Source organism: Streptomyces sp. AK02-01A (assembly GCF_033795305.1).
Taxonomy (GTDB): domain Bacteria; phylum Actinomycetota; class Actinomycetes; order Streptomycetales; family Streptomycetaceae; genus Streptomyces.
Map to the genome: position 1 here is coordinate 1 of NZ_JARBAE010000024.1, position 11,953 is coordinate 11,953.

Here is an 11,953-nt window from a genome sequence, read left to right on the forward strand (position 1 = left end):
CGAGTACGTCCAGTACACGGATGATCCTCCGCCTTGGGATCGCACGCACCAGACGTCGCAGGCCCCGCCCTCCGGGCGGACGGCGCCATGTGTCAGACAGGGCCTGGGCCGCTCCCAGATCCAGCCCGATGCAAACGAAAGACGCTAGCCCGTAACCGCCTGGTCGCGGTCAGGCTGCGGGATCGCGACGGCGCTGACGACGACATTCGAGTCCCAGTGGCCTCGCTCGTCGATCAGGCCGCCGCAGGTGATCAGCCGTAGCTGCGGAGTGGACACCGGACCGTAGACCCTTTCCGTCGGGAAGGCCTTGGTCGGATACGTGTCGACGGCCGTCACCAGGAACGGAAGCTGTCTGCCGTCTCCCAGCTCCGTCAGGACCCGGTCGCCCGGGTGCAGCCGGCCCAGTTTGGCGAAGACCGCGTTGCGGATGCCGGGCCGGCCGGGCCTGATCTCGGTGCTGTTCGGGTTGGTGGGAGCGTCCCGGTGGCCGACCAGTACGGCCGGGCCGCGCTCGCCGGGGCGCGGACCCAGGGCGTACCAGCCGACCTTCATCGCGTTGCGGAAACCGGGAGCGTCCAGTGCGCCCTTCTGATCGAGCCCGAGCGCCATGACGTCCGCGTCGATGCCGAGCCTCGGGATGCGCAGCCGTGCGGGTGCGGTGGGCGGGTCCGTGACATGGACGGCGCGGGGTTCGGCGGCGGTCGCCGGAGGTGCGGACCGCCGCGGGAACGCGTGCAGCAGTACGGCGGCCACCAGGCCGAGGGCCGCCACCGTCAGGAGCGCTCTGATCGCCCGGTCCGCCGTGACCACGAGTCCCGCCGTTCTGGCCATGGTCAGTGCCGGCCACCCGTGGCGCGGCGCTGGAGGCGGCGTACCACGAGGATCGTGCCGGCCGCTGCCGACGCTGTGACGCTGATGACGAGAGCGAGTTCGGTCGCTCCGGAGGGCTCCGACGAATCGGTGGCGTTCATGTGGTCGGCGCCTCCTCGCGCCGCGCCGGACGGAGTGATCTGCAAGGTGCCCGCGGACGGCAGGCCGGCGCCGGTCTCGCCGGTGCCGTTCGTCGCTGTCGCGGTGACGGTCGCGGTGGCCGTCGCGACCACGCCGTTCATCGTCGATGTCGCGGTCACGGTCGCCGTGACCACGTCGGGCGCGGCAGGCGCTCTTGTCCCTGATGCCATCGCGTCGGCCGAGGCCCGCGCGGAGGCGGACGCCAGCGCGGACGCGGTGCCACCGGCGGAGTCGGAGGCGCTCGCGGCAGGCGTCGGCTGTGCCTTCGCGGGCGACAGCGGTTCGCCGTTCCGGCCGGCCGGTGCGCGGTCCGCCGAGGTGCTGACGGGCGTCAGCCGGTTCGGCCCGGCCGGCTTGTCCACCGACGTGGCGGCGGTGGAGGCGAGCGTGAGCAGAACGGCGGCCGTGCTGAGCGCCGCGGCTATCCGGGGTCCGTTTCGATGGATGGGTCCGTGCATGTGTCCGTGCATGGTCCGTCCTCGCGAGTCGGGTGTGTCCCCCTCTTATTCCTATGTACAGAGGATCGCCGGGCGGCCCGTACGGCCACTTCGGTGGGCCGTTCGAGCTACGGGCCGGCCGGGAACGCGAGGGTCAGAGCGCCTGCGGGAAGTCGAACAGGCGCTCGGGGTCGTACTGCCTCTTCAGCCGGGTCAGCCGGTCCGCGGCGGCGCCGTAGTACGCCGTGCGCCAGTCCGTCAGCGTCGGATCGATGTAGTTCTGGTAGGCCGCGCCCGACGCGTGCCGGCGCATCGCGCCATGGGTGCTTTTCAGCCATGCCTGCTGGGTTTGGCCCTGGGTTCCGGGCTGCCAGGAGGCGATGTACTGCGTCAGTATCCGCGAGCGCCGGTGGACGAAGGACGTGGCGAGCGGATCCACCCGGTTGATCGCCCCGCCGAGCGCGGTGAGCGCGATGGAACCGCTGCCTCCGCCTTGGGAGGACGGGATCCGGGTGAAGTCCTCGGTGGCGGAGACCAGGGCGCGCAGACCGGCGGGCGAGAGGTCGCGGTCGAAGAAGTCCGAGGCCGCGGAGTACGTCTCACGCTGGAGGGCGCCCTGTTCACCGCGGCCCGGAGTGGTGCCGGGCAGCCGGCACTGTTCGGCGGTGAAGCCCGAGCAGCCCGCGTACACCAGCATCGCCTCCTCGTATCCGCGCGGCCGCAGCGCCACGGAGCTCGCCGGACCGGGACCGCCGGGACCGTCGGCGAGGCGGTCGAGGGCGTTCTTGAGGTCGGACTCGCTGCCGAGGGTGAAGGCGGAGAGGGAGACGGTGGGCGTGGCCCCGCCCGGACCGGCCGAGAGATGGAGGGACGACCAGATCTCGTCGGGCTGGTCCGGGCCCCACTTCTGCCAGGCGGCGAGCAGGGTCTCGGCCTTCGACCAGGGCCAGTTCACAAAGGCGGAGACGGTCGCGGGCGCGGGATGCGTGCGGAAGCGGAGTTCGGTGACGACACCGAAGTTGCCGTTTCCCGCGCCGCGCAGCGCCCAGAAGAGGTCCGTGTTCTGCTCGGCGTCGGCGGTCAGCCGTTTGCCGTCGGCCGTGATGAGAGTGGCGGAGGTGAGGCTGTCGCAGGTGAGACCGTAGGCACGGGAGGCGACGCCGTGTCCGCCGCCGAGAGTGAGGCCGGACACACCGACGGTGGGACAGGATCCGGCGGGGATCGTACGACCGCGGTCCGCGAGAGTCCGGTAGACGTCGGAGAGCCTGGCGCCGGCGCCGACGGTGCCGTCGGAGGCGGCGTGGTCGAGCGAGTCGAGTTTCGATATGTCGATGACCAGACGGCCGTTGCCGCTGGACCAGCCCGCGTAGGAGTGGCCGCCGCTGCGGATGGAGACCGGCGTCCGGTGGGTACGGGCGAAGGCCAGGCACTCCTTGATGTCGTCCTCGCCGGAGACATAGGCGACCGCCGCGGGCTTCAGGCTGTCGAAGCGGGTGTTGTAGAGCAGCCGGGCCGTCTCGTACGCGGCGTCGTCCGGCCGTACGAGATCTCCGTCGAGCCCCTTCGCGAGCGCGCTCCAACTGGGCGCTCCGGCGGAGGCGCTCGCCGTCGGAGCGCCGCTGGAGGCCGTGGCGCCGCGACGGGTGGGAGCAGGTCCGCCCTTTCCGTTGTCCGTGGCACCGCCGGAACAGGCGGTCGCGGCGGCGGCTGTGACGGCGGCCGCCGCGGCGGTGAGCAGTGTGCGCCGTTCCATGTGGCGACCTCCTGAGGGACGACCCGGTGACGCGCGGGCGCCGTCTCCGATGAGGAAGAGGTCGCGGACGCACGGATTTCCGTGGTGCGGGTGGTGCGGGTGGTGCGGATGATGCGGGTGGTGCTTGTGCACTCCCTCGCGTCTACCCGGGAACCGTAGGCAGCACCGGGCCAGGCTCATGCCAAGGCTTCGTCAGCTCTTCGTCATGTCTTGGGCAAGGCTTGGACATGGCTTCACCAGGTCCGCGTCAGTGCGGCGGCGCGTGGGAGGCCGCGTCCGTACGGGCGAGGTCGCGTGATCTGCGGGCGGGTCCCGACCAGCCGCAGGTGCAGCGGGCCAGACAGAAAGAACCACGTTCGACGGTGGAAGTGGTGTGGGACAAAGCGGGAGGAGGCGACGCGGCGGCGGGGGGACCAGAGATCTCTGACTCGCTCACAGGTCCACCGTACCGGCGTGGCGGCGCGCCGTGATCGAGACCGGCGTGACGGGCTGCGCGGGCCGTCGTTATGCGGGACGGGTGGGGCTTCGGACAAGCGGCGGTCGGGCGTTGGGGGTTGGCAGGCGATGGTGGTGCGGCAGCACAGACACAGGGGCGCGGCGCTCGCCGTCGTGGCCGTGGCGGGGGTCGTGGCCGCGGCCGCCGGATGCTCCGGAGGCGTCGGTGCCATGGCCGACGCCCGGTCCGGCGGCGATCCCGGAGCGGTGCGGAAGGCGGCCGACGTGTTGCTCGCCGAAGGGAGTTCGAAGGCCCGTACGTCCATGGAGATGGCCGCGGGCGGGACCCGGGTCACCATCCGGGGCGAAGGCGGATACGACTTCGGCAAGCGGATGGGACAGCTCAGGGTCGTCCTGCCCAAGGATCCCGCGGGTGCGAGCGAGCACCGTCCGATCACCGAACTGCTGTCGCCCGCGGCGCTGTACATGAAGAACCGAGGGGCCGGAGTGCCCGCCGACAAATGGGTCAGGATCGATTCGACCTCGCTGGAGGACGGGAATCTGGTCACCGGCGGAGCGACCGATCCGCTGACCGCCGCCGAACTGCTGCGTGGCGCCCGGAATGTGATGTTTGTCGGAGAGCAGGATCTGGCCGGTGTCCGGGTGTGGCACTACCGGGGAGTGACGACCATCGGTCGGGCCGCGAAGGCCGCGCCGCCGTACGCGCGCGGCGCGCTGGCGGCGGCGGCGCGCGGATTCGCCGAGGACACCGTGCCGTTCGACGCCTATCTGGACGAGGCCGGCCGGTTGCGCAAGGTCAGGCACCAGTTCAGCTATGTCAACCAGGGGCGTACCGTCGCTGTGGCGTCGACGACACTGCTGTACGCGTTCGGTGCACCGGTCGTGATCACACTGCCGCCGCGCGACGACATCTTCGCCGGCCGGCTCAAGACGTGACGAGCTCAAGACGTGACGAGCTCAAGATGTGGCGAGATTGAGGCGTGACGAGATCAAGGCGTGACGAGATCGAGGCGTGGCGAGATCAAGACGTGACCCGGCGGGCCTGGAGGGATCAAGGCGGGACCCGGCAAGATCAAATCAAGCCGTAAGCCAGGAGGACCAAGGCGGAAATGGTCCGGACGTGCCATGCGCGGTGTGTATCACGCTCCCTACGCTAGGAAGCCGACACTGGCAGGAAGAGGTGATTGCACGTGGCTCCGTTGCGTACGCCGACCGTTCAGGACCACGTGGCCCTGGCCGAGATCGAGTTGTGCGGCGATCTGATGATCGCCGCGTCCGCCGCGGACGGCGAGCGGCTCAGTCCGGACCGGATCGATGAAGTGCTGAACGTCACGGCCGAGCGTCCCGCTCCGGCCCGGCTCCCTCGACGGACGGGCTGCTGCCGGGAATGACGGTGCCCCGGTCCGTACCGGAAGCCGGCCCGTGCCATGAGCCCGGGCCGTCGTCCCGGACGTGTCAGGTGCGGAGCAGACGGGCGATCGCCTTGGTCGCTTCCTCCACCTTCGCGTCGATTTCGTCACCGCCCTTGACCGCCGCGTCGGCGACGCAGTGGCGGAGGTGCTCCTCCAGGAGCTGGAGCGCGAAGGACTGAAGGGCCTTGGTGGAGGCGGAGACCTGGGTCAGTATGTCGATGCAGTAGACGTCCTCGTCGACCATCCGCTGGAGCCCGCGGATCTGGCCCTCGATCCGGCGCAGCCGCTTGAGGTGCTCGTCCTTCTGCTTGTGGTAGCCGTGGATTCCCCGGTCGTGATCAGTCATGACGGAGGGCGCCTCGCTTGTCGCCGCGCCGGCCGTCTCCGTGGTCGTCATCGCGTCCTCCTGCTGTGCTGCCCGAAGCGGGGTCATATACCCGGCATGGGTATATCGTACCCCTCTGTGATTCATGGAGCAGAGGCTCTGTGCTCACCACCTTGCCCTATGGGCGACACTGGGGACTTGCCGGTTACCGTGGCCGGATGGTGCACCTAGCATCAGCCTGACCGAAACCTATGTACCCCGAGGACCACCCGTGCGATTTCGTCTGACCCCCAGGGAGACGAGCTTCTATGACATGTTCGCCGCATCCGCGGACAACATCGTCACGGGCTCCAAGCTCCTGATGGAACTGCTCGGGGCGGATTCCTCCGCCAGGGCCGAGATCGCGGAGCGGATGCGGGCAGCGGAGCACGCAGGTGACGACGCCACGCACGCGATCTTCCATCAGCTCAACTCCTCCTTCATCACGCCCTTCGACCGCGAGGACATCTACAACCTCGCCTCCTCGCTCGACGACATCATGGACTTCATGGAGGAGGCGGTCGATCTGGTCGTCCTCTACAACGTCGAGGAGCTGCCCAAGGGTGTCGAGCAGCAGATCGAGGTGCTGGCCAGGGCGGCCGAGCTGACCGCGGAGGCCATGCCGCACCTGCGCACGATGGACAACCTCACCGAGTACTGGATCGAGGTCAACCGGCTGGAGAACCAGGCCGACCAGATCCACCGCAAACTGCTGGCCCATCTTTTCAACGGCAAGTACGACGCGATGGAGGTGCTCAAGCTCAAGCAGATCGTCGATGTGCTTGAAGAGGCCGCCGACGCGTTCGAGCACGTCGCGAATACGGTGGAGACCATCGCGGTCAAGGAGTCCTGAACCTCGTGGACACCTTCGCACTTGTCGTGACCATTGGTGTCGCGCTCGGCTTCACGTACACCAACGGCTTTCACGACTCCGCGAACGCCATCGCGACCTCGGTCTCCACCCGGGCACTGACGCCCCGGGCCGCTCTGGCGATGGCGGCGGTGATGAATCTCGCGGGCGCGTTCCTGGGACAGGGCGTCGCCAAGACCGTCAGTGAGGGACTGATCGCCACGCCGACCGGGGGGCGCGGGATGGGTATCCTCTTCGCCGCGCTGGTCGGTGCGATCGTCTGGAATCTGGTCACCTGGTACTACGGTCTTCCGTCCTCCTCGTCCCACGCGCTGTTCGGCGGGATGGTGGGCGCGGCGCTCGCCGGCGGGACCGATGTGATCTGGTCCGGAGTGCTGGAGAAGATCGTCATTCCGATGTTCGTCTCACCGGTCGTCGGTCTGATCGTCGGCTATCTGGTGATGGTGGCGATCATGTGGATATTCAGGAAGTCCAACCCGCACAAGGCCAAGCGCGGTTTCCGGATAGCCCAGACCGTCTCGGCGGCGGGAATGGCACTCGGCCATGGCCTCCAGGACGCGCAGAAGACGATGGGTGTGGTGGTGCTGGCGCTGGTCATCGCCGATGTGGAGGACTCCAGCGACGCGATCCCGGTCTGGGTGAAGATCGTCTGCGCGCTGATGCTGTCCCTCGGTACGTACGCGGGCGGCTGGCGCATTATGCGGACGCTGGGCCGCAAGATCATTGAGCTGGACCCGCCGCAGGGCTTCGCGGCGGAGACGACCGGCGCGTCGATCATGTTCGGCTCGGCGTTCCTGTTCCACGCGCCGATCTCGACGACGCATGTCATTACCTCGGCGATCATGGGCGCCGGAGCGACCAAGCGGGTCAACGCGGTGCGATGGGGCGTCGCGAAGAACATCATCCTCGGCTGGTTCATCACGATGCCGGCCGCCGCGCTGGTCGCCGCGCTGAGTTTCTGGATCGTGAATCTGGCCTTCGGCTGACCGGCCGGCCGGAGGTCTCCGGCGAGCCTGGACGGGACCGTGAAGACGACCGGTCTCCAGCGCACTCGGACCAGCCGTACTCATCACACGTACCGCGCCGGCTGAGCCGTGCCCGTACGCGTATCCGCGCCGGACGCGAAAAGCCGGACGCCAAGAGTCCGGACGCGAAAAGCCGGAAAAAAATGGGCCCGCCCCCTGGGAGAGGGGGCGGGCCCATCGCCTTGCGGTGGCACCGCCATGCAGCACCGCAGGACGGCTCGGTCGGCCGAGGGCCTTCGCGGTTTAGCCGAAGCGGCCGGAGATGTAGTCCTCGGTCGCCTGGACGGACGGGTTGGCGAAGATCCGCTCGGTCTCGTCGATCTCGATGAGCTTGCCGGGCTGGCCGACGGCGGAGAGGTTGAAGAAGGCCGTACGGTCCGAGACGCGCGCCGCCTGCTGCATGTTGTGCGTCACGATGACGATCGTGAACCGTTCCTTCAGCTCGCCGATCAGATCCTCGATGGCGAGGGTGGAGATCGGGTCGAGCGCCGAGCACGGCTCGTCCATCAGCAGCACATCCGGCTCGACCGCGATGGCGCGGGCGATGCACAGGCGCTGCTGCTGGCCGCCGGAGAGACCGGAACCGGGCTTGTTCAGGCGGTCCTTGACCTCGTTCCAGAGGTTGGCGCCCTTGAGGGACTTCTCGACGACGTCCGACAGCTCGCTCTTGCGGACCTTGCCGTTGAGCCGCAGGCCCGCCGCGACATTGTCGAAGATCGACATGGTCGGGAAGGGATTGGGACGCTGGAAGACCATGCCGACCGTACGGCGCACGGCGACCGGGTCGACGTTGGAGCCGTAGAGGTTCTCGTCGTCCAGGAGGACCTTGCCCTCCACGCGGCCACCGGGAGTGACCTCGTGCATACGGTTGAGCGTGCGGAGGAAGGTGGACTTGCCGCAGCCGGACGGGCCGATGAAGGCGGTCACGGAGCGGGGCTCCACGGTCATCGAGATGTCGTCGATCGCCCGGTGGGAGCCGTAGTAGGCGGAGAGTCCGCTGACGTCGATTCGCTTGGCCATCTGAATCACTGCTTCTTTCGTGGCCCCGCGCGGCGGAGCCGGATATCGAGGCCTCAGCGGCCGGTCTTCGGGGCCTTCCAGCGGGCGATGCCGCGGGCTACGAGATTGAGGATCATGACGAAGGCGATCAGCACCAGAGCGGCGGCCCAGGCGCGGTCGATCGACGCCACTTCGCCGGTCTTGTACTGCTCGAAGATGTAGAAGGGAAGCGACGACTGAGGACCGCTGAAGGGGTTCCCGTTGATGAACGGGCCGCCGAAGACCAGCAGGATGATCGGCGCGGTCTCACCGGCGACACGCGCGACGGCGAGCATCACACCGGTCGTGATACCGCCGATCGCGGTCGGCAGGACCACCTTGAGAATCATGCGCCACTTCGGTACACCCAGCGCGAGTGCGGCCTCGCGCAGCTCGTTCGGTACGAGCTTCAGCATCTCTTCGGTGGAGCGGACCACGACCGGGATCATCAGGATCGTCAGAGCGAGCGAGCCCATCAGACCGGATCCCTCGATCGAGGCGAGCAGCATGATCGACAGGATGAACAGACCGGCGACGATGGACGGGATACCGGTCATGACGTCCACGAAGAACGTCACGGCCCTGGCCAGCGCGCCCTTGCCGTACTCCACCAGATAGACGGCGGTCAGCAGCCCGATCGGTACGGAGATGACGGTGGCGATACCGACCTGCTCCAGCGTGCCGACCAGCGCGTGGTAGACACCGCCGCCCGGCTGTGTGCTCAGGACACTGGCCATCGAGTGGCTCAGGAAGTACGGGTCGAGAACCTTCACACCGCGACTGATGGTGGTGAAGAGCAGCGAGAACAGCGGGATGACCGCGAGGACGAAACACACCCAGACGATGCTGGTGGCGAGGCGGTCCTTGGCCTGTCGTTTGTTCTCGACCACCGAGGTGACGATGTACGAGACGGCGACGAAGGCGATGACGGCGATCAGGCCCCACTGGACCTTGGACTCCAGACCGGCGGCGGCACCGATGCCCACGCCGAGAAGGATGCCCACGGCGGCGAAGCCGGCCGGGGCCCAGCTCGGCAGGCTGCGCTGGCTGAGGCTTTCCTTCCCGCCCACGGGCGGCACCGGAGCCGGCTTGTTCTGTATGGCTGCGTGGCTCATGCGTTGGCCCCCGAGTACTCCTTGCGGCGCGCGATGATCAGGCGGGCCGCGCCGTTCACCAGCAGGGTGAGGACGAAGAGCACCAGACCGGAGGCGATCAGGGCGTCGCGCCCGAGCTCATTGGCCTCGTCGAACTTCGCCGCGATGTTCTGGGCGAACGTGCCGCCGCCCGGGTCGAGCAGATGGAGCGAGATCAGATAGTTCGGCGAGAGGACCGTGGCGACGGCCATCGTCTCGCCGAGCGCGCGGCCGAGTCCCAGCATCGACGCGGAGATGACACCGGAGCGGCCGAAAGGCAGGACGGACAGCCGGATGACTTCCCAGCGGGTGGCGCCCAGCGCGAGGGCCGCCTCCTCGTTCATCCGCGGGACCTGGAGGAAGACCTCACGGCTGACGCTGGTCACGATCGGCAGGATCATGATCGCCAGCAGGATGCCGACGGTCAGCATGTTGCGGGCCACGCCGGGCTGCGTCTGGTCGAAGATGTACGTCCACGAGAAGTAGTGGTCGAGCCAGAGGTTCAGGCCGTCGAGATACGGCACCAGGACGACGGCGCCCCAGATGCCGTAGATGATGCTCGGCACGGCCGCCAGCAGATCCACGACATAGGCGATGGGCGCGGCCAGTCGCCGCGGCGCGTAGTGCGAGATGAACAGCGCGATACCGACGGCGATCGGGACCGCGATGATCATCGCGATGACCGAGCTGACGAGCGTGCCGACGAGCAGAACCGCGATGCCGAAGACAGGCGGCGTCGCGGCAGGGTTCCAGTCGAAGGTGGTGAGGAAGTTGCCTTCGTCCTTGGAGATGGCGATGGCGGTGCGGTAGGTCAGGAACCCCGCGATCAACGCCATGATGACGAGCAGCAGAATGCCCGAGCCCCTGGAGAGGCCCGAGAAGATCTTGTCGCCCGCGCGGCCTGTGGAGCCCGACGGGCGGCGGACAGGCGGGGCGGGAGGATGGTCGATCGGTGTCGTGGAAGCCATGGTCTTTCCGGTCTGTGTGAGGGAGCGGAGACTCCCCTGGCGGCGGTGCACCGGATGGGTGGACGGCCGCCGGCCCGGAGGATCACGCCGGGCCGGCGGCCGTCACTGAGGGACTACGAGAGGGAGGCGACCGTCTCGCGGACCTTGGCGTTGATCTCGGCCGGGATCGGCGCGTAGCCGGCCTCGGAGAGAACCTTCTGGCCCTCGTCGCTGGACGTGTAGGTCAGGAAGGACTTGACCGTGGCGAGCGTCTCGGGCTTGTTGCCCGTGTCGCAGGCGATCTCGTACGTCACCAGGACGATCGGGTAGGCACCGTCGGCCTTGGTGGTGTAGTCGAGGTCGAGCGCCAGGTCCTTGCCGGTGCCCTTGACCTTGGCGGCGGCGATGGCCTTGGACGCGTTCTCCGACGTCGCCTCGACCGGGGCGCTGGCGCCCGTGTTGATCTGGACGGTGGAGATCTGCTGCGAGGTGGCGTAGGAGAGCTCGAAGTAACCGATCGAGCCGTCGACCTGCTTCACCTGCGTGGCCACACCGGCGGAGCCGGAGGCAGCCTGGCCACCGGGGGCCGGCCACTTCTTCTCGGCCTCGTACTTCCAGTCGGACGTGGCGGTGGCGCCCAGGTACTTGCCGAGGTTCTGCGTGGTGCCGGAGTCCTCGGAGCGGTGGAACGCCTGGATCGGCTTGTTCGGGAGCTTGACGCCCGGGTTGAGCTTCGAGATCGCCTGGTCGTTCCAGTTCTTGATCTTCGTGTCGAAGATCTTGGCGAGCGTGGGAGCGTCGAGGACGAGGCTGTCCACGCCCTCCAGGTGGTAACCGATCGCGATCGGTCCGCCGACCATGGGCAGGTTGATGCCCTGGCCGCCCTCACAGATCTTCTTGGAGTCGGCGACCTCTTCGGGCTTGAGCGCCGAGTCGGAGCCGGCCACGCTCACGGTGCCCTGGTTGAAGGCGATGATGCCCTCGCCGGAGGAGGAGGACTTGTAGTTGACCGCCACGCCGGAGCAGGTGGCCATGTAGTTCTTGATCCAGAGGTCCATGGCGTTCTTCTGCGCGCTGGAACCGGAGGCCAGGAGCTGACCCTTGGCGCCGTCACATATGGCGTTCGCGGCGGCGCTGGTCGGCTTCGTCGAGGCGCCGGTGTCGCCGCTGTTGTCGTCCGAACCGCACGCCGTGAGAACCAGGGCGCCGGAGACGGCGAGGGCACCGAGCGCGGTGGCGCGCAGCCCGTTCTTGCGCTGAAGCTTCACTTCGGGTGTTTCCTTCCAGGAGCCGCCGGCCTGAGTGTTTTCTACGGCGGCGTGCGTCGGGGTGGTTGGTGTGGCGCTGAGCCGGTCACCGTGTAAGTCCGAAATTAGGCAGATCAGGTGAAGGCGTCGACGGGGGCGAGTGAACGGAAGGTGAACCATGGCATACGGCCTGGTGCGGCACGCAAAAGCTCACCCAGATGGGGTAGCGGCCTTACTTTTGGGGCTCGGTTCGCCTCCG

Annotated in this window: 12 protein-coding genes; 4 read left to right on the forward strand and 8 right to left on the reverse strand. The window is 68.2% G+C overall.

Annotation, left to right across the window (positions count from 1 at the left end; translation table 11 throughout):
* Positions 1-144: 144 nt before the first annotated feature.
* The 3 genes from PV679_RS21680 to PV679_RS21690 form a co-directional block, all read right to left on the reverse strand.
* Positions 145-831, reverse strand: coding sequence for a sortase domain-bontaining protein (locus tag PV679_RS21680; protein WP_319682004.1), 687 nt, complete (start codon positions 829-831; stop codon positions 145-147).
* 2 nt (positions 832-833) lie between these two features.
* A complete protein-coding gene (locus PV679_RS21685; RefSeq protein ID WP_319682005.1) occupies positions 834-1,469 on the reverse strand; it encodes a hypothetical protein in 636 nt (211 codons plus the stop codon).
* 133 nt (positions 1,470-1,602) lie between these two features.
* A complete protein-coding gene (locus PV679_RS21690) occupies positions 1,603-3,201 on the reverse strand; it encodes an FAD-binding oxidoreductase (protein ID WP_319682006.1) in 1,599 nt (532 codons plus the stop codon).
* A 564-nt stretch (positions 3,202-3,765) separates the two neighbouring features.
* Here PV679_RS21690 and PV679_RS21695 point away from each other — a divergent pair.
* Both PV679_RS21695 and PV679_RS21700 read left to right on the forward strand, forming a co-directional pair.
* On the forward strand, positions 3,766-4,593 hold the full coding sequence (locus tag PV679_RS21695) for a hypothetical protein (RefSeq protein ID WP_319682007.1): 828 nt from the start codon (positions 3,766-3,768) through the stop codon (positions 4,591-4,593).
* Positions 4,594-4,841: 248 nt separating this feature from the next.
* Positions 4,842-5,048 (forward strand): hypothetical protein, encoded by a 207-nt coding sequence (locus tag PV679_RS21700; RefSeq protein WP_319682008.1) that lies wholly within the window; start codon positions 4,842-4,844, stop codon positions 5,046-5,048.
* A 64-nt stretch (positions 5,049-5,112) separates the two neighbouring features.
* Here the strand turns inward: PV679_RS21700 and PV679_RS21705 are convergent, their stop codons facing one another.
* Positions 5,113-5,466, reverse strand: a complete 354-nt coding sequence (locus PV679_RS21705; RefSeq protein ID WP_319682009.1) for a metal-sensitive transcriptional regulator — start codon at positions 5,464-5,466, stop codon at positions 5,113-5,115.
* A gap of 199 nt (positions 5,467-5,665) precedes the next feature.
* Between PV679_RS21705 and PV679_RS21710 the strand changes: the two genes are divergently transcribed.
* Positions 5,666-6,286 carry a DUF47 domain-containing protein gene (locus PV679_RS21710; protein ID WP_319682010.1) on the forward strand — a complete coding sequence of 207 codons (621 nt, stop codon included), beginning with the start codon at positions 5,666-5,668 and terminating at the stop codon, positions 6,284-6,286.
* A 5-nt stretch (positions 6,287-6,291) separates the two neighbouring features.
* Positions 6,292-7,290, forward strand: a complete 999-nt coding sequence (locus tag PV679_RS21715) for an inorganic phosphate transporter (protein ID WP_319682011.1) — start codon at positions 6,292-6,294, stop codon at positions 7,288-7,290.
* 282 nt (positions 7,291-7,572) lie between these two features.
* Here PV679_RS21715 and pstB read toward each other — a convergent pair whose 3' ends face one another.
* The 4 genes from pstB to pstS all read right to left on the reverse strand — a co-directional run bounded on the left by pstB (position 7,573) and on the right by pstS (position 11,715).
* Positions 7,573-8,349 carry a phosphate ABC transporter ATP-binding protein PstB gene (pstB, locus tag PV679_RS21720; RefSeq protein ID WP_319682012.1) on the reverse strand — a complete coding sequence of 259 codons (777 nt, stop codon included), beginning with the start codon at positions 8,347-8,349 and terminating at the stop codon, positions 7,573-7,575.
* A 53-nt stretch (positions 8,350-8,402) separates the two neighbouring features.
* A complete protein-coding gene (gene pstA, locus PV679_RS21725; protein WP_319682013.1) occupies positions 8,403-9,482 on the reverse strand; it encodes a phosphate ABC transporter permease PstA in 1,080 nt (359 codons plus the stop codon).
* Positions 9,479-10,468: a phosphate ABC transporter permease subunit PstC gene (gene pstC, locus PV679_RS21730; protein ID WP_319682014.1), complete on the reverse strand. Its 990-nt coding sequence runs from the start codon at positions 10,466-10,468 to the stop codon at positions 9,479-9,481. The genes pstA and pstC overlap by 4 nt, the downstream gene beginning before the upstream one ends.
* Before the next feature lie 113 nt (positions 10,469-10,581).
* A complete protein-coding gene (pstS, locus tag PV679_RS21735; protein ID WP_319682015.1) occupies positions 10,582-11,715 on the reverse strand; it encodes a phosphate ABC transporter substrate-binding protein PstS in 1,134 nt (377 codons plus the stop codon).
* Positions 11,716-11,953: the final 238 nt, after the last annotated feature.